15 protein-coding genes and 3 pseudogenes are annotated in these 17,735 nt (G+C 31.5%); 12 read left to right on the top strand and 6 right to left on the bottom strand.

Features of this window, described 5'->3' with window-relative positions:
- Positions 1-25 precede the first annotated feature (25 nt).
- Positions 26-238: pseudogene (locus FS802_RS18525) on the bottom strand (hypothetical protein); the annotation flags it as partial.
- Positions 239-757: 519 nt separating this feature from the next.
- Between FS802_RS18525 and FS802_RS18515 the strand changes: the two are divergent.
- The 5 genes from FS802_RS18515 to FS802_RS18490 all read left to right on the top strand — a co-directional run bounded on the left by FS802_RS18515 (position 758) and on the right by FS802_RS18490 (position 5,909).
- The gene (locus FS802_RS18515; protein WP_070169061.1) at positions 758-985 is read left to right on the top strand and encodes a hypothetical protein; all 228 of its coding nucleotides are present in this window, start codon (positions 758-760) and stop codon (positions 983-985) included.
- 313 nt (positions 986-1,298) lie between these two features.
- Positions 1,299-2,567, top strand: a complete 1,269-nt coding sequence (locus FS802_RS18510) for a glycoside hydrolase family 5 protein (protein ID WP_144525345.1) — start codon at positions 1,299-1,301, stop codon at positions 2,565-2,567.
- A gap of 307 nt (positions 2,568-2,874) precedes the next feature.
- Positions 2,875-3,204, top strand: coding sequence for a putative mucin/carbohydrate-binding domain-containing protein (locus tag FS802_RS18505; RefSeq protein WP_255291370.1), 330 nt, complete (start codon positions 2,875-2,877; stop codon positions 3,202-3,204).
- A 255-nt stretch (positions 3,205-3,459) separates the two neighbouring features.
- Positions 3,460-4,008 carry a fascin domain-containing protein gene (locus tag FS802_RS18495; RefSeq protein ID WP_098708937.1) on the top strand — a complete coding sequence of 183 codons (549 nt, stop codon included), beginning with the start codon at positions 3,460-3,462 and terminating at the stop codon, positions 4,006-4,008.
- A gap of 1,565 nt (positions 4,009-5,573) precedes the next feature.
- Entirely contained in the window at positions 5,574-5,909 is a 336-nt protein-coding gene (locus FS802_RS18490) for a hypothetical protein (protein WP_144525343.1), read from the top strand.
- Between the two features lie 475 nt (positions 5,910-6,384).
- Here the strand turns inward: FS802_RS18490 and FS802_RS18485 are convergent, their stop codons facing one another.
- The 3 genes from FS802_RS18485 to FS802_RS18480 form a co-directional block, all read right to left on the bottom strand.
- Positions 6,385-6,759, bottom strand: coding sequence for a hypothetical protein (locus tag FS802_RS18485; protein WP_070169573.1), 375 nt, complete (start codon positions 6,757-6,759; stop codon positions 6,385-6,387).
- 717 nt (positions 6,760-7,476) lie between these two features.
- Entirely contained in the window at positions 7,477-7,638 is a 162-nt protein-coding gene (locus FS802_RS31195; protein WP_081339476.1) for a hypothetical protein, read from the bottom strand.
- The gene (locus FS802_RS18480) at positions 7,638-8,753 is read right to left on the bottom strand and encodes a response regulator aspartate phosphatase (RefSeq protein ID WP_144525341.1); all 1,116 of its coding nucleotides are present in this window, start codon (positions 8,751-8,753) and stop codon (positions 7,638-7,640) included. Before FS802_RS18480 ends, FS802_RS31195 begins: the two co-directional genes overlap by 1 nt.
- A gap of 456 nt (positions 8,754-9,209) precedes the next feature.
- On the opposite strand from FS802_RS18480, the gene FS802_RS18475 reads away from it, so the two are divergent.
- The 4 genes from FS802_RS18475 to FS802_RS32090 all read left to right on the top strand — a co-directional run bounded on the left by FS802_RS18475 (position 9,210) and on the right by FS802_RS32090 (position 12,196).
- A complete protein-coding gene (locus FS802_RS18475) occupies positions 9,210-10,043 on the top strand; it encodes a PrpF domain-containing protein (RefSeq protein WP_260989085.1) in 834 nt (277 codons plus the stop codon).
- The gene (locus FS802_RS31700) at positions 10,013-10,282 is read left to right on the top strand and encodes a PrpF domain-containing protein (RefSeq protein WP_313960237.1); all 270 of its coding nucleotides are present in this window, start codon (positions 10,013-10,015) and stop codon (positions 10,280-10,282) included. The genes FS802_RS18475 and FS802_RS31700 overlap by 31 nt, the downstream gene beginning before the upstream one ends.
- Before the next feature lie 166 nt (positions 10,283-10,448).
- Positions 10,449-11,351 (top strand): DMT family transporter, encoded by a 903-nt coding sequence (locus FS802_RS18470; protein WP_144525339.1) that lies wholly within the window; start codon positions 10,449-10,451, stop codon positions 11,349-11,351.
- Positions 11,352-11,563: 212 nt separating this feature from the next.
- Positions 11,564-12,196 (top strand): S-layer homology domain-containing protein, encoded by a 633-nt coding sequence (locus FS802_RS32090; protein ID WP_481168592.1) that lies wholly within the window; start codon positions 11,564-11,566, stop codon positions 12,194-12,196.
- 246 nt (positions 12,197-12,442) lie between these two features.
- Here FS802_RS32090 and FS802_RS18455 read toward each other — a convergent pair.
- Positions 12,443-12,865, bottom strand: a pseudogene (locus FS802_RS18455) (transposase); the annotation flags it as partial.
- 569 nt (positions 12,866-13,434) lie between these two features.
- Here FS802_RS18455 and FS802_RS18445 point away from each other — a divergent pair.
- The 3 genes and pseudogenes from FS802_RS18445 (at position 13,435) to cypX (ending at position 17,112) form a co-directional block, all read left to right on the top strand.
- Positions 13,435-14,708 (top strand): annotated as a pseudogene (locus FS802_RS18445) (IS4 family transposase).
- Between the two features lie 428 nt (positions 14,709-15,136).
- Positions 15,137-15,856: a tRNA-dependent cyclodipeptide synthase gene (locus FS802_RS18440; RefSeq protein WP_070169559.1), complete on the top strand. Its 720-nt coding sequence runs from the start codon at positions 15,137-15,139 to the stop codon at positions 15,854-15,856.
- A 35-nt stretch (positions 15,857-15,891) separates the two neighbouring features.
- Complete coding sequence (gene cypX, locus FS802_RS18435) at positions 15,892-17,112, top strand: pulcherriminic acid synthase (protein WP_098654341.1); 1,221 nt, start codon at positions 15,892-15,894, stop codon at positions 17,110-17,112.
- A gap of 124 nt (positions 17,113-17,236) precedes the next feature.
- Here the strand turns inward: cypX and FS802_RS18430 are convergent, their stop codons facing one another.
- Positions 17,237-17,707, bottom strand: a complete 471-nt coding sequence (locus tag FS802_RS18430) for a MarR family transcriptional regulator (RefSeq protein WP_070169561.1) — start codon at positions 17,705-17,707, stop codon at positions 17,237-17,239.
- Positions 17,708-17,735 lie beyond the last annotated feature (28 nt).

Genomic DNA, 17,735 nt, shown 5'->3' with positions numbered 1-17,735 from the left:
AGGAGCAAATTAATTTGCCCCTTTTTCACTTGAATTCTACATAAAATTTAGTATCAATGATTCCAAAAGCAACTATACATGGGAACGGATTTCTCCCTGTTGAAGCAGCACACATACATGAAAGTACCCAATATTCCAATTCTACAGGTAAGCGGAATGCTTGGATACTACCATCATTGTTTTTTACTGTTACGATCGGTGTATTTGCCCTAGTTGTAGCGAAACCATCTGTTGTTATACTTTATGTATGTCGCACAATTAAGATGGCTTCCTGCCATCCCTTGTTCGAAGCCAATTCATCTCCCACCTACTCACTTCGCGTTCCTTGAGGAAGGAGTCTTCTTGGCTAAAATGATAAAAGCTTCGAAAATCAACACATAAAATGATTCTATTCGGTAAAATTGAATAGTCATACACTATAACTCCTCCTAACAAAATAAGAACGTTTGTTCTTATTTTGTTCTTATTATACACGAACTTACATTCTTTTATGAAGTGATTTTTGAAAAAATATTTAATTATATGTAGTAGAAATAAGTAGAACGACAGAGAGAAGTAACGGCCAAATGTTATTGAAATTTCTAGGATATAAGCTGTATTATTTATATTGGTTAGTACAGGAAGAAAATGATGGGAGGATGTAAGGTATATTATCCTTTCAAAAAGTGATAGTAATTTATCGTAAAAAGAGGTTTCTATTACGAGATTATGTGAAAATATAATTTTAAATAATAGATTTAAGGAGAATGTTTCATAAATGGAGCAGGTTATACAAGAGTTTTTTTCTCCAAGTAAAAACTATAAGGTTCAAATCATTAAAAGAAAAGATGGGCTATATACGGCAGAAGCTTATAGATGGATGGAGGATTGTGGATATGAATTTTGGAGTTATATATCACAAGGATTGACTTTGATAGATAGTGAGGAACATGCGCGTAAAATTGCTATGGAACAACTAAAGGAATGTTCAAAAGATGAGTTTTAATAATACGCTATTTTATTTGTAAAATTATAAGGGAATATGATATTTTTTGAAAATATAGAAACAAAATTTATTTAATCTTATTTATTTTATAAGAATTGTAAGGTATACTAAAAGTAGGTGCAAAAATGCACTATTTGAAAAAGAGTGCAAGTCAAAAAGGAATCCGTAAAGGATTCCTTTTTTGTTTTTTAGAAAATGGAGCAACTTCCTAATTATTTCTTTTTTATTTATGAGTGTATGACCTTCCGTTTTATAAAAATAAAAGGTATTTTTGGAAAATTGCCATATTCCTGTAACAAAACACAGGTATGTTATGTGTGTAAAATATAAAGAGAAAGAAGGAAAAGTTGTGAAGAAATTTTTACCAATTGTTGCGTTGTTAGGCATGATGAATTTTGGAGTACAGGAAATGAATGTAAGAGCTGATACCTATTACAAGAGCGATTCAAAAATTAGTTTTTGGGATTCAAAAAGGAAAGGTACTAATTTCATGAATAGTACGTCATTACCTGAGAACTATAAAAGTGCAAAAGAAGCTAATATTGAATATGTTCGTTTAGCACCTGATAAATGGGCAAAGGATAAAGATTTTTTATTTGAGGATAAACCAGATACCTCTGGAAAGGATTTTCTGATAGGTAATGCAGATAACTATCAGGGATTAGTAAAGGAGGATTTAGAAAAATTAAAAGCGGATTTAGATGCCGCGCAATCGCAGGGAATGAAAGTTGTTCTTACAATGTTATCCTTGCCTGGTGATCGATGGCGCCAATTTAATAATAACAAGAACGACGACAGAATATGGGAAGAAGAGAAATATCAAGATCAAGCAAGTCAATTTTGGAAAGACCTTGCATTTGAGCTAAAAGATCACCCTGCAGTGGTCGGTTATAATATTATAAATGAACCGCATCCAGAAACAGCTAAAAATAATAGATATAATGACTTTTGGACGGAAGATTACGAGAATTGGTATGCAAAAGTGAAAGGAACGACAGCAGATTTAAACAGATTTTATGAAAAGGTGATCAATTCCATTCGAGAAGTGGATCAAGAAACACCGGTTATATTAGATTCAGGTTTATATGCTACTCCATGGGCCTTTAAATATTTAAAACCAGTAGAGGATAAAAAAACACTTTACGCATTTCATATGTATGAACCATATGAATTAACGAGTCAAGGTGAAAAACAAAATAAGGAATATCAATATCCAGGATTAGTAAAAGTAGGAGATTTAGAGAAACCTGTAATGTGGAATAAACATGGATTAGAGAAATTTTTAAAGCCGATTCAACAATGGTCTAAGAAAAATCGTGTACCATCTAATCGAATTATTGCAGAGGAGTTTGGAATTAATCGTACCGTTCCAGGAGCTACCCAATACATGCAAGATCTTATTTCTATCTTCAACCAAAAAGGTTGGCATAAATCATTCTATGCATTCCGTGAAGACACATGGACGGGAATGAATTATGAATTGGGAACAGGAAAAATAAAATGGGACGAAGAGGGTAAACCGATACGTCAAGATAATCCACTATGGGATGTAATAAAAAAAGATTTACAGGGGCATAAGTAGTTTAGAATGCTTGGTTTAAGAACTAAATGTAAGCATCTAATTCAAATAGAATTAGATGCTTTTTATATCAAAAAAGGCGGAGTCATATTAAAAATTCCGCCTTTCTTTTACATATAGAGTAGCAACCTGGTTTATTTACAATAAATAATAGGATTCTTAGAGAATAGCTTAGAAAAAAGTTGAGGAAGTTTAAATAAAAGTGGTTGCAACTATTTAAACCTTTGAAGTTAAAAACTTTTATGAATTTTTCGCTAGATTATAAGCTTTAAATGTTGAAATTCATTTACTTATTTCTCCAAATTAATACATTTATACAATTAGATGGAAGTTAAGGGTGTTAAATCAAAACATAATAGTTTGTTATTTTAATAATACGTATGCGAGTATCAAAGTACAGAATTCATCCGGTAGTGTTGTGTACAATAAAGAAATAGTGGGAAATAGACAGCAAACGGCTGAAAGCCAAACTGTGCCAGTCAAAATGGGAGATTATATTGAGTTTACCCATATAGAAGGGGAAGCAGTGAATGAAAAGACTTGGGCTACACTTACTAACCTTGAGAATAATAAACAAGAATATATAGGCAAAAAAAGAATCTATCAAGTTACTTCAACGGGATTAAACAAAATAGATTAACATGAAAAATATTCAAATTTTTAGTTAGATGCTTAATAGTCGTTCATTATGAACGGCTATTTGGCTTTTATTTAAAATAAAGTGAAATTAATTTTAAAAATATGTTTGAGGACCGAGTGATGTTTAGGTGCTATAGATTTGAGAAAAAAGAAACAGAATAATAAGGTATTTGTTGATAAAGACTCTCTTGTATTACAATATTTTACATATTTGGTATGATGTATATGAGTGTTATATATTAAGGGAGGAATGGGAATGAAGAGGTTCATAACTCATGCAAATGGTAATAAGATCTTTAAAAAGTTGGTTTTAATGGTGTTGCCAATGGTTCTAATGATAATGATGATAACCCCATCGAATGATGCATTGGCAGCCAACCAATCAAATGCAAGTTCACTAAAAGGTGTGAATCTATTTAATGGAAGCTGGACTGTTGCTATACAAGCTGCAAATTTACAATATGTGTCTGCTGAGCCATCGGGAAATGTAGTAGCAAATCGTAGTGTAGTTAATGAATGGGAGAAATTTGAATTAATTCCGACTGGGGAATTATATACGTTTGCTTTAAAAGCGAAAAGTAATGGAAAGTACGTTTCGTTTGAGCCAAATGGTAGAGTAGTAGCAGATCGTACATCAATTGGGGCGTGGGAAAAATTTATTTTATATAATGGTGGAGACAATAGGATATATGTATTACAAGCGTTAAGTAATGGTAGATTTATATCAGCAAATGGTGGTAGAGAATTAACAGCTAATAGTTATGTAGCTGGAAGCTGGGAAAGATTTGTTATTGTGTACTTCTAAATTTGGAAGTGTTATATTTCTAAATGATAATGACATGTTTAGTTAATAATAATGCATAATAAATAAAGGATTAAGTACTTAAGACAAGTGTATATTTAGGTACAAAAAGGACTACAAGTAATTGTCAGTCCTTTTTGTATGTTAAATAAGTAACTGCTGTAGATGTAATAAGAAGAAAAAGAACCCTATAGGGTTCTTTTTCAAGGCATATTAACTGTAAGGAGAATCATGAAATGCTACTTCAAATCTTTATTAGGGGAAAGATTTTGAAAAAGCTTAACATACATCTATTTTTACATAAATGTAAGATATAGTAAATTGATAATGTTTATACTTACTATTATTAATATTCAATTAAAATAGTTAACACTATGCTTATAGTGTTAACCGGTGTTTAGTGAAGTATACATTGAGATATCTAGTATTAGATTACAATTTTCAAAAAAGCTAATAGATTTATCATTTCAAATTTTAACTAAGATTTAAACGATTTTAATTGAAATTGGGTGTGTATTAACTCTTATAAGCCAATGAAAGTAAATAAAATCAACAAAGACCCTGTAAAAAATACAGGGCCGGATACAGGGTTAAGGGAACACATAGTTTCTTAAAAACATAATAGCATATATTTTTTGTATAGCTATATGAGGATTTTGACAAAATTAAGAACAAGACAGAAAATCTTTGAGAAAGCAAATATAGTAGTGGAAATATGATTTGGAAGTGAACTAATAACATGTTGATATTGATGAAAATTCTTAAGCATACTGATCAAAATGTTTTTAAATAAGAGGTTTAGGTTTGTGAGATCATTGAATCTTCCTGAAAAAGAAAAATGTTTTTAGATTATAAGAAGAAAAGACACCTTTCGGGTGTCTTTTCTTTTGGTATACAGCTCACATATTGTTGAATTAGATACAAAACCATAATTCGACTATGAAATAAACAACATAAGAAATTTTAACATAATCTGGACTGAACAGAATATGTAATAGTACATTTTTAGTTTTCATTTGGTTTATTGGATAGAGAACAGCAATATAAATAAAAAAGGGCATGCAGTCGTATCTGCCGCCCTTTTTTAGGAGGAATTTAAGACACCAATAGGACACGTAATGGTAAAAAGGCTCAAAAATAGTATATGTAAAAAGAAAATGTCCTATACCAAAAGTGGACTGAGCTTTATCTTTTTTACTTATTCAAAATCAAATTCCGTCCTTTTCAAAATCAGTAAAGCAAACGTATGGTTTGGAATGAAATTAGAAAAAGTATACATGAAAATGGCAGACAACAATTTTGTTGCCTGCCAGTGCCAATGGACTGAATGAGTTAGTCAATTACTATAAATTGCAACCCCATATCAGAAGAGTGAAGCCGCTAGTTCAAACGGCTTAAACCTAGTTTGCCTAATAAAGAGAAAATTATGAGAGGAAATTTTGTTTGCACTATATGAAAAGATAAATAGATATTCATCAGACAAGGATAATACAGCATACCTTGAATAGGGTGTAGGAACGAATTAAGGAAAAGAATGTAATGTTATTAGGGAAGGGATTGAATCAGGAGTGGGAATTTCGGACAGGATTTGGGGAGCCGTGGTTGCCTTTGGTATTGCGACTAATATCACTGCTTGTATAATGGCAGTATACATTCAAAAGTATGAGCTAATGATAAACTGCCTTATAAATATTTTATTTTTAATACTTATAGCTAAAACGTTTATTAAGATGAAAATTAACAAATGGATGGCATTAGGATTTACGTTGGTTGTAATAGAAAAAGGTATTAAGGCAGGTTATGACTTCTACACACATAATTATTATGGTGTCAGTTGGAGTTTAGCTATCATTGTTTATTGCATATACGAGATGGAAAATTATTATGTTGAAACAAATAATTAGCCCCCAAAATAAGTGTTAGTAGGTGGAATTCTTGTTAAAGTATACAATTTTTTTGAACAATGATATTACGGTCCTGTTTTTTACTTCAAGAGAATAAAAAAAGACGCCATAAGGCGCCCCCAATTGGGTAAATGAGGTTTTAGCTTTTTAATTTAAAGAAATTATGTATCAGCTCACAATGAAATTATATCATAATATGCAATCAAAGTAATATGCATTATTACATATCTGAATTTAACAAATGTAAGATGAGAGTAAATCAAAATATTATAAAAAAGACACTACAAGAGTGTCTTTTTGGGGAAAATACTCTATAATTAGCTTTGGGGAAGGTAATGTTAGAGTATTCGTTTAGCATTATCTTTATATTTGATAAACCATGAAATCAAAAGATTTTGTGGTTTATTTTTTGAACAATAGATATTACAGTATTGGCAGTGCGCTATTGATCATTATAAGAGGTAGGATTAAAAATCTAACATCGAATAACGGTTCCAGAATATAGCGTTACAAAATGATTTCCCATATCCAAAACGGTACTTGCCTGTATATAGCCCTTAAAACCTTCTGAAGAATAATAAATTTCTTTTGGTATACTTTCTTTAGATTGGAAATGTGTTTTAGAGTATTTTACATAATGGTTTTTAATAACTTTTGATTCTGGAACAATAGTGTTTTTTTGTTCCAATGTTTGCCTAGCACTAGAAGGTGGTATGAAACTTACAGTGTCTTGGTAATTATGATCTAAGGTGTCAGCCTGTACACTGTGTGACGACACAAAGACGCTTAAACTACTTCCCACAATTAATGTTGCAAATGCTAACTTTGAGAATTTTGTTAATCTAATCATTTTATAATCTCCTTTTCATTATTTTGCAAGGTACCTCCTTACACCTCACAGTCTATATCCACTACATAAGGGTGTACATACATATTGATAGACAAAATTCTACAAAATACTTCGTGTTTTTTGGTTTGTGAATAATAATTCAATGTTCAAGAATTTATCAGAAGTGAAAATGTAGGCCTTATATAAATGAAAATGAATAATTTATGCAGATCTTGTATATAAAATTATTGTTCAAATATTCTAAAATGAGTTGATAAAGATGATGTGGTATTATTAGACAATAATTGATTCGATAGGATGATTTTGAAAAGTGAATTCTCTTTTTGAGTTTTTATCATTTAAAATAACTAAAGAATCAAGACCACAATTTAAATAAAAAAAGTGAGAAAAATGATACACATTTTTCTCACTTTCATCAATTAGGGTGGCATATACATAAATATGCGTTTAAGAGGATTTTTGGATGAAAAATCCTCATGCATAGTATAACAGAATATTTAAGACTCTTCGCATGTAATATTGCATATGAAGAGTTGGTAGATATAATAGTTAGTCTATTTTTATTATTTAACGGATTTTCCGAAAGAGTTCTCCTGTCTTAAGAGAGTGCTGGGTGATAGATGAGAGAAGAATTTTGGTTTGGCGTAGCCAAAAAGAACAATACATATTTTGATATTTAAAGACCTTCCAAATGGAGGGTCTTTAAATACACTTATATTAATTTTGTTGTGGTGCACCACCATGATCGCCAACACTATATGAAGGAGCAGGATAATGTCCATGGGTAGCAAGCTGATCTGTTTTAGAAAACTGAGAAATTCCCACCGTTAGAACCCCAATAAAAGCAACACCTGATAATAATAGGCTGATTTTTTTCATTATTTGAACACTCCTTTTTCAATTGATTTTCTTCTTGCTTGGTAACAAATATGGAAATAGTCACTTACCTTTTGGTGGTTCTCTAATTGTCTACATTTTGTAGCAAATAATTCAGCGTATTCGACAACAAATTCCCATAATTCTTCTTCCTCAAAGTATAAGATTCCTTCTTGAATGATTTTTTCTAATTCTTCCAATGGAATATTTTCGTTTAATCTTTTTAAAATAGAGAAGTGGTGTGTGTATTCTTCGTTATGAATTCCTCTGCAGATTTGTAATCCCTTATCAATGAGTTTGTTAGCTGTCGATTGTTCTCCTATTTTATAATGTTCCTTAGATTGTAGGAAGATAGCCTTGAAGTGTGTAGGGATTTTCTCTGTTACTTCTGAAAGGTGACGAATAGCTAACGTAGACATACTTTGATCAGAATACAGCCACCCCATAGTACTTTTTACGTATAACACAGAATCTTCTTCCTTATTCTTTTGTAGTAATTCAATTGCACAATGTAGATATTCTTCTGCTTGTTCGTACTGCTTTAAATAGATACAGCAACCACCTAGCAAACTATTACAAAAGGCTGTTTTTACTTCATAACCTTCATACTTCAAAAAGATTGCTTTCGATTTATTTGCGTATTCGATAGAAGCTAGCATGTTATAGGTATGGTGATAAAAAGTAGCAATTCTATAGTAGAATTCAGCGTGTTCAATTTCATCTGGAATGTCTACTAATATCTTTTCTGCCAGTTTATAATGTTCCTCTGCCTCAGTAAAACTTGATATAAAAGTGGAATGAATGGATTTAAAAAAGTGATAATAGAAGCGTAGAAAATGGTCTGTAGGCATATCATAATCACTAATAGCATCAAAACTATTTTGTTGAATACCGAGGCTATCTGTTAAGACCGTGTAACGAAATTCAAGTAGTGAGTAATAAAGTAACAAATTTTGATCCTGATGTTCTTGATTTGACTCAATGCTTAACTTATTAATTTTTTCATCAATTTTCTTTTTCAGATTAGTAGCTTTTATAACTTGTTGAGATAGCATAGATCGATACCAGTCGTTCAATAGAGAGGTTAATTCTTCATTTCTCTTTAATGAAACACTCATTATATACTCCCCCATCCTATAGAAATATCCTAATCCAATTTAATTGTAACTATCATAGCAAAATAGTAGGGAAAATGAAGTGATTTTACATTTTTTTCAATAATTTTCAGAAAACAATCAATTGTTGTCGAATGTACTTATAATTTAAGTTATTTGTTTGGTAAATGTCATCAATTTAACATGATTAATGTTCATAATAATTAATCTTTTTTATATACAGTATACGATTAATTATTTTTTACTTTATTGTTAGAATGGATACCAAATGATAGGGGGTGATTAACATAATTTACAATTCAACCCTTTCAAGGATTTCATTTACAATTAAGGGAGGGAAAAAGATTGCAAACTAATATATTTTTCTTTGATTAGATTAGTTAACAAAATAATAAAACATATATTTTATCTTTTGTATATAAAGAATAAAAGTTTTATGGTGTGAAGTATAAAAGGGAGATGCTTATAAATGAAAATACCTTGTTTTATCATGCGAGGAGGAACGTCAAAAGGCTTCTTTTTTTAGATAAAGATTTGCCTTCCAATCAATCTATTAGAGATGAGATTATTTTAAAAGCATTAGGGGCAGGGAATGCAAGAGGTGTTGATGGAATGGGTACATTAGATCCTTTATCAAATAAAATTGCGATTATTCGGGCGTCTACTACACCAGGGATAGATATCGATTATTTATTTTTGCAAGCAGATCTAAAGAGAATGATATTAGATGATAGCATAAACTGCGGAAATATAATTGCAGCTGTTGCACCGTATGCAGTAGAGAGTGGACTGATTAAAGTTGGATCAGGAGAAAGAACCATAATGATACGAAACCTAAATACAAATGTAATCGTTGAATCGACAATAGCAACTAAAAATGGAAATGTTGTATATGAAGGAGATATTAAGATAGATGGTGTTCCAGGGACGGGCGCTCCTATTGCTCTGAATTTTAAAAATTCAATAGGATCAGTTACGGAGAAATTATTTCCTACCGGAGAAAAACTGAATGTTATTAATGGAATTTATGTGTCTTGTATCGATGTATCTGTACCTTTAATTATCATTCGGGCCAATGAATTGGGTATTATAGGAGATGACCCCCCCGAGGTGTTAAATTCGAATAAATCATTTTTACGTAAGATTGAATTGATTAGAAAAGAAGTAGCTTATCTTGCAAATTTAGGGGACGTATCTAATAAAGTTATTCCTAAGATTGCAATCGTTTCAAAGCCAAGGAAATCAGGAACCATAACATCTAGATATCCCAATGTCATAGTACTCATGCAGTAACAGGATCGCTTGCATTATCAGCAGCTATAAATATTCGTGGTACAACTGCATATCATGTTGTACATAATAATTATCAAAACAGAATGCTAAAACCGAGCCAAATTATAATAGAGCACCCAGCTGGGAAAATTCAAACAGAATCTGTTGTTGAGGAATCAAATTGTGGATATGTAATTAAAAAGTCTAGTGTTACTCGGACAGCAAGATTACTTTTTACAGGAGAATTAATATTGCCGTAATTTCTGAGGAATCTTCCTCTGGCATTAATAGAAATCTTACATTACTTTAAGACCGAGAAATATAATAAATCTGTTTCTCGGTCATTTTATTTACCAGGTGTTTGAGAAGACAACATTCTATAAACACAGAGTAAAAATGGGAATTCAATGAGGAGGCATAAATCGAATGGATAGCCTAAAAAAAGCGACCTTTTTTATGATTCTTTCAGGCATTAGTTTTTCACTATCAGGCTTCTTCGCAGAACATGCTATTGTCTCGGGTTATTTCTTTTCAACTCTTACAGCAAGGTTTTTAATTCCTTTTTTATTATTAATTCCTTTTATTATAACAAGAATGAAGAAAATCTCCTTTTGGATAAATAGTTATAAACAATTACCAAGAGCTTTTTCTATTACATTATCACAAGCATTATTTTTTCTATGCGCGGCTAAGACTTCACTTTTCATAGCAATGGTTTTATATAATACAGGACCAATTTTTATTTGCCTTATTACACTTTTTTCGAAAACAAAGCGTGTAACAGGGCTAGAAATAATAGCGGCATTTGTTGGCTTTTTAGGAGTCTTTCTAATACTAAAAACAGGTAGTATAGATTATGAATCCTTCTTTTATTTAGGAATAGGAGTATTTTCAGGAGTATCTTTAGCATTTTTTTTACATAAAAGTGCACAAACGGATGATAATTTATCAATTATGACCTATACGTATTTATATGGAACAATAATAGCAGGTATACTATCTGCATTATTTTCAAAGGAGAGTTATAGTGAAGTATTTACTACTACTCCAATCGTACTCTTATTTTTATTTCTAATGGCAATGGGAAGTCTAGGAAATCAATGGTTTAGAGGAAAGGCATATAAGTTAACAGCAAGAATATCAAATTTGTCTGCATTGTTATATCTAAACATTTTGTTCTCATTGATACTAGATATAATATTTAATAAAAGCATTCCATCATTTATTCAAATTACAGGTGCAATTTTTGTGATGGGTATCGCTGTTATTCCAGTTATACAACGCGGAAATAAAAAGAACACAGAACAAAGAAGAGCAGTCAGTTCATGACTAATAATATTTATCATTTTAGCCAAGAAGACTCCTTCCTCAAGGAGCGTGAAGGGTCACAGCTCAGTGAGTAGGTGGGAGCTGAATTGGCTTTGAACAAGGGATGGCAGGAAGCCATCTTAATTGCTCGACATACAGAAGGTGTTACTTTACTATCTATCGAATATATGTTTGGTGTATAATAGTTATATACAGAAATGGAGGTGAATGAAATGATGACCAATAAAGCCTATAAGTTTCGTATCTATCCAAATCAAGCACAAGCAATTCTAATCAACAAAACGATTGGTTGTTTTCGCTTTGTATTCAATCATTTTCTATCCCTATGGGATTACGCATACAAAGAGACAGGAAAAGGCTTGACATATGGTACATGCTCTGCCAAACTCCCTGCCATGAAGAAAGAGTTTGTTTGGCTAAAAGAAGTGGATAGTATTTGGTTATCTCAAATTGCTTACTTTACGCCACCTTCAAAAAAAGAACCAGTGTTTTCTGATGTGAAAAACCATCCGTATGCACCACATATTCAAAAGTTATATGAAATTGGTATTTTATATGAAAAAGAAGGGGAACAATTCCATCCAGACCGTGCAATTACTAGACAAGAAGCAGCATGGATTACCTGGCAGTATTTAAAAATGTTAGGAGCGCCATCTGCAGATGCAACATTAAAAGGAGAAACTGATGATTGGGCAATAGAATCCGTGAAAAACATTGTAGGTCATCGTTTAGTAGGGCCTGAGGTTATATATAATGAAGATGGATCAGCAGATTATCTATCAAAACAAAGTATGAAACGACAAGAGGCAGCTGCATTGTTATTTTACGTTTTGTTATCTAGTTAATTTGTTTTGAGGTAAATTTCACAAAAAGAAAAAATCCAAAAAGCTTGAAATAATACACAGAAAAAGAATAGTCTTCGACCAATGATTTATCGTAACAAACAGGGGTGGATGAGTTATAACCATAATCCAAATCCTAAGTATAGCTGTTATTAGAAGGATTTCTTAAGTGTTTTGTAATGTAAGGAGCTCCTTTCAGGGGAGCTTTTTTCATTTTATTATTAATAATTTCATGTACCGTAATTATTAATAATAAAATGAAAATACATCAGGGATTTGAAATGCAGTTGAATCTAAAATACGAATACGCTTGAAAACAGAAGTGTATGGAGAAGAAATCGGCATAGATGCGACCAATTTTTTGCTTAGTAGTTCGGCTAGTAGGTGTTGTAAAAGTTGGACGGCCGCCTTATTAAACCGCTGATTCAGTCCCTCAGGACTGATGAGTACTGCTGTTGATGCTTCTAAACAGCTAGATAACTGAGTTAAAGAAGTCATAGCTACATTTTGGCTCACCCGTACACATAAAGCTACTAAATCTTTTGCTTGGTACTTACTGGTTCGTTGCACAAAACCAACATCTCTGGCAAGATTCCGTAAGGTATTTGGAGATAACAAACTTTGAATCTCTTGAGCAAATAGTTGTAATTCGTCAGACACAGAAACAGACATATAACACGCCATCCTTTCCTATGATTTAAAGAAAGAATAGCGTGTTTTTTAATTTTATGGAGAACTAATTATTTCTTTTTTTATAATAAGAAAGGAAATTTATTATCATATTAATTAAACATATAAAGATAAATGAGTACTTAAAAATAGTACTTTTATAGTTTCCAAAAAGCAAAAATAGTATAGCTAAAAGTGATAGTATGCTAATAATTAAATGATACAAATATTGAGACTGTTTCTTCATTAATCATTCCCACTCTTTATTTAATATAAAAATATATAGATTATATATTATCATAGAAGAAATTAAAGTAAATAGAAAATGCCTAATTGCATATCTAAATAGCAAGATACCACCACATATCTCATTAACTAAAAAAATAAGCTGACCTTTCAAAGAAATTACCTGTAAAAAAAGAAAAATTTTATTTAGGGGGTATATCAAAAACTTAGCTTGATGGCGATGGGGTAGCACCACACATCCATCAACTTAAGGATTTAGACTATTTTTGAATTTAAAAGCACGTTATTATTTTCTTATGTTAATGAGAAAGGGTGACGTGCTTTTTATGAATATGCACCAAAAACAAGAGTTATCTTTATTTGCCGAAGAGCTATATCAATATATGTCTCCCGCTACACTTAATCAATTAGCTATAGAATCAGGCGGGATGAAACGAAAACGTAAGTGCCATGGGCACCATTTCTTATCTTTGTGTGTATGGTTAAATCAACAAATCGCTACTATCTCTCTTACTCAACTTTGTAGTCAATTAGAAACTTCAACAGGAATTTTATTAAGTCCAGAGGGACTTAATCGACGATTTAATTCGGCTTCTGTAACCTTCTTTCGCACTGTATTTACTACACTTCTACAAGCTAAAATTGGAGGAGTATCTAAGATTTCTCATTTTCTTTCTTCTTATTTTGAACGGATTCTCGTCCTTGATTCTACAACCTTCCAAGTTACAGATCGATTCACTACTTATCCTGGTGCCGGAGGATGTAGTCATACAGCTGGTGTGAAAATTCAATTAGAGTATGACTTGTTGAGTGAAAAATTTTCTGATGTGGAAATTGAACCAGGAAAATGAAGTGATCAGGCATATAGTGCGACTCGAACAGGCATGGCATAAAAGAATGAACTGTATATCAGTGACTTAGGATATTTTCGTCTACAAGACTTTAAGTCTATTCAAGATAAGCAAGGATATTATTTATCACGTCTTAAGTTACCAACTAAAATATATAGAAAAGAATTCGAAACAGTCGTATTTAAAACAAAACCCGCTTAATTGAGACCGGTATATATACAAATTCATTTGGAAGACTTCATGAAACAATTACAACCTGGCCAAGTGTATGAATTACATGATGTATATGTAGGGAGTAAAGACAAACTGCCTACTCGCATTGTGGTTTATAGATGTACCGAGGAACAAAAACATAAACGCCTACGTGATCGAGCTATTCGCGAAAAGAAAAAAGGAATTACATATACAGAGCGTACAAAACTTTTACAAGGTATTACGGTATACTTTATGGACAACTCATTAGTATTCTATCATGTTCTTCTACTATGTTTAAAATGCGAGAACTCCTGTTGCGTAAGAAACAGAAAGAGCTAAGTGAATATAAAGCGATGTACATAATTAAGGATTATTTTTTACTTTTTTACCAAGCATTACACAAAAACAACCAAGAATTATCAAAGGTTCTCCTTCGTCTGTTTAACTTCCTACAGCACAACGGACGAAAATCTCATCGATATGAGAAAAAGACAGTCTTTGATATTTTGGGTGTTGTATATGAGTATACAACTTCTACTCATCAGGTAGCATAGTAAAAAGATTAAATCCCGTCAGGGTTTATTTGATATACCCACTTTTATAAAATCTATAACAGATAATAAAAAACTATATGGAAAGACCACATTTTGTATAAAAATATACCTTAAGTTGATGGATGTGTGGCAATACCCCAGCATACAGTATAAATTTCAAATTCGTACATAATTATGTACGAAAATTAGAAATTTTCGTTTTATCTATTTTTTCCGAATAACATATATTGACAAAGCAACAGTGACGATATAGAATTGGTTTTGTTCACCGGTGAACATTAAGCTGGATTTTTGATTAGTATCATTTTTATTAATCTTATATAACATCAAGATATTCTATCTCTATTGTATGTAGTTTGATATATTATTAGTTATTTAAAATCAATAAAACGGTTTATATTGATAAAATTATTTAAAGGGATGATTGTATGACAAATGCTATAGCGGTAAGAAAGGTTCAAAAGTTTAGTTCTCACCCCTTATCTACTAATTGTGCTGAGATATTTAAACGTAGTAACCATGCATTAATAGGTATTAGTCCGTTTAATAGTAGATTTTCAGACGAATATATTAATAGACTGATTGAATGGGCATTACATACTTTTGATGATGTCAGTGTTTTATTAGCTGGAAAAGAAGCTGCAAATTTACTTGAGGCTTTAGGAACCCCAAAAGGTAAGGCGGAAAGAAAGGTTAGAAAAGAAGTATCACGAAATAGAAGATCAGCTGAAAAAGCACTAAAAGAGCATGGGGGTAATGTAAATGCTATCCATACTTTTTCTGATTTTAGTGATAATTATGCATATAACAGCATGAGAGCAGAAGCGGAACATACCTTTGTAAACGAAACTCATTTTCGAAATGCTTGTTTAGAAATGTCACACGCTGCCATTCTAGGTAGGGCAAGGGGTACCAATATAGATATTGATCAAATTTCAAATGACATGCTAAATATTGCAGTAGAATATGTCATTGCAGAACTTCCATTTTTCATTGGAGGAGCTGAAATTTTGGGAACTCAAGAAACTGTACTTATTTATCATAAACCATGGGAACTTGGTGAACAGATAGTTAGAAATGATTTTTCTATCAAGATGAAACCAAATCAAGGATATTTGATGGTTCAAGAAACGGAAGATTTATCTTAATAAATATTAAGTATCCAATACAAGGGGGAAGTAATATGTCAAATACAGTGCAAACGGTAAATATATTATCAGAAGAATTTCAAGAAAATCCATATAAGTATTTTTCATACCTACGTCAGAATGACCCAGTGCATTATGAACCTGAGATTGATAGTTATTTTATTAGCAGATATCAAGATGTTCGTAATATATTAAATGATACTGATACATTTACAACAAAATCATTAGCTGAACGTGCTGAACCAGTAATGCGTGGGCCAGTATTAGCACAAATGCGTGGAAAAGAGCATGTAGCTAAAAGAAAAATTGTTTTAAGAAGTTTTATGGGAGATGCTTTAAAAAAATTAATGCCCTTAATTAAAAAGAATGCAGAAGATTTACTATCTCCAAACCTTCCAAATGGAAAGATAGATATAATTAATGATTTTGGCAGAACATTTGCTGTTTATGTAACAATGGATATGATTGGATTAGATAAGAAAGATCATAAGAAGATAGGTGAATGGCATAGCGGTGTAGCTGAATTTATTACCAGTATAAATCAACCACCGGAGGCAAGAAAACATTCTCTCTGGTGTAGTGAACAGTTAGCTAATTATTTAGAACCGATTATTAAAGAGCGGCGGTTAAACCCGCAGGAAGATTTAATTTCTAAATTATGCAGTGCTAAATATGAAGGCATAGCTATGACTGATACTGATATTCTAGCATTAATTTTAAATATACTATTAGCTGCAACAGAACCTGGTGATAAGACTCTTGCTTTATTAATCTATAATTTAATTAACCAACCGAAACAATTGCAAGATGTATTAAATGATCGTTCATTAGTACCCTTGGCTATTGCTGAAACTTTACGTTATAATCCACCAGTGCAATTGATTCCTCGTCAATTAGCAAAAGACACGGAAATAAGTGGTATCCAATTATCAAAAGGAACTACTGTATTCTGTATGATTGGAGCGGCGAATCGTGATCCTAACGCATTTGAAAGACCTGATGAATTCAACATTTATCGTCCAGATCTTGATATTAAAAAGGCATTTAGTGGTGCTGCAAGACATCTTGCATTTGGATCAGGTATTCATAATTGCGTAGGGGCAGCGTTTGCAAAATCAGAAATTGAAATAGTTGTAAATGTAGTCTTAGATAATATGAAAAACATTAAATTGGAAGAAGATTTTCAATATGTTGAAAAAGGACTTTATACACGTGGACCTATTTCTATGCCTATTCTTTTTGATAAGTTAGTTTAAAAATCATTGCTATTTTGATTGTTAATAAAATCCGATTTTTGCTAAGGGGCTAAAAGCCCCTTAGTTTTTCTATTTTTATGGAAAGGTTAAACATATATACTTTTTAAGCTGAAATAACAAAGCATTAAATACATTTTTTCCAAGCTTCTAAAAAATTAGTTACAACTTGTAACTCGGAGTCATTAAATTGTTGGAATAACTCATTGTAACGTTCATGTGCAATTTTGTGTAACCTCTTATGAACAATAGCTAACTGAATTCCTTTATCAGTTAAAGTATAAAAGATTTCCTTTTTATTATCTGCATTTTGATGCGGTAATAAAATTTTATCATCTATAAGAACGCGAATAGCTTTAGAAATAGTTGCTTTAGAAATATTTAATTCCATAGATAATAGAGTGTTATTCATTTGTTGTTTATTCTCATGAATTACCGAAACTATATGTAGTTGCGTCAGAGTCCAATTTTTATTTATGTTCTCAGATTCACTAACTAATTCTTTTATCATTTCTTGAGATGCATATTTTTTCTTTTCTCTTGTTATGACAAAATCTTCAATAGCTTTTAAGGTTTGTTCATGGACAATATTTATCATTATAAATTCCCCCTATCTAGGATTATTG

The organism is Bacillus sp. DE0042, assembly GCF_007680225.1.
In the GTDB taxonomy this organism is placed as follows: Bacteria; Bacillota; Bacilli; order Bacillales; family Bacillaceae_G; genus Bacillus_A; species Bacillus_A wiedmannii.
Note: the sequence above shows the minus strand (reverse complement) of the source record. Positions and strands in the feature narration are given on the sequence as shown.

What these genes read in the sequence shown, in the direction of transcription:
- FS802_RS18515 (WP_070169061.1), top strand. Translation starts at nt 758, where the DNA reads ATGGAGCAGGTTATACAAGAGTTTTTTTCTCCAAGTAAAAACTATAAG.
- FS802_RS18510 (WP_144525345.1), top strand. Translation starts at nt 1,299, where the DNA reads ATGTGTGTAAAATATAAAGAGAAAGAAGGAAAAGTTGTGAAGAAATTT.
- FS802_RS18495 (WP_098708937.1), top strand. Translation starts at nt 3,460, where the DNA reads ATGAAGAGGTTCATAACTCATGCAAATGGTAATAAGATCTTTAAAAAG.
- FS802_RS18485 (WP_070169573.1), bottom strand. Translation starts at nt 6,759, where the DNA reads ATGATTAGATTAACAAAATTCTCAAAGTTAGCATTTGCAACATTAATT.
- FS802_RS31195 (WP_081339476.1), bottom strand. Translation starts at nt 7,638, where the DNA reads ATGAAAAAAATCAGCCTATTATTATCAGGTGTTGCTTTTATTGGGGTT.
- FS802_RS18480 (WP_144525341.1), bottom strand. Translation starts at nt 8,753, where the DNA reads ATGAGTGTTTCATTAAAGAGAAATGAAGAATTAACCTCTCTATTGAAC.
- FS802_RS18475 (WP_260989085.1), top strand. Translation starts at nt 9,210, where the DNA reads ATGCTTATAAATGAAAATACCTTGTTTTATCATGCGAGGAGGAACGTC.
- FS802_RS18470 (WP_144525339.1), top strand. Translation starts at nt 10,449, where the DNA reads ATGGATAGCCTAAAAAAAGCGACCTTTTTTATGATTCTTTCAGGCATT.
- FS802_RS32090 (WP_481168592.1), top strand. Translation starts at nt 11,564, where the DNA reads ATGATGACCAATAAAGCCTATAAGTTTCGTATCTATCCAAATCAAGCA.
- FS802_RS18440 (WP_070169559.1), top strand. Translation starts at nt 15,137, where the DNA reads ATGACAAATGCTATAGCGGTAAGAAAGGTTCAAAAGTTTAGTTCTCAC.
- cypX (WP_098654341.1), top strand. Translation starts at nt 15,892, where the DNA reads ATGTCAAATACAGTGCAAACGGTAAATATATTATCAGAAGAATTTCAA.
- FS802_RS18430 (WP_070169561.1), bottom strand. Translation starts at nt 17,707, where the DNA reads ATGATAAATATTGTCCATGAACAAACCTTAAAAGCTATTGAAGATTTT.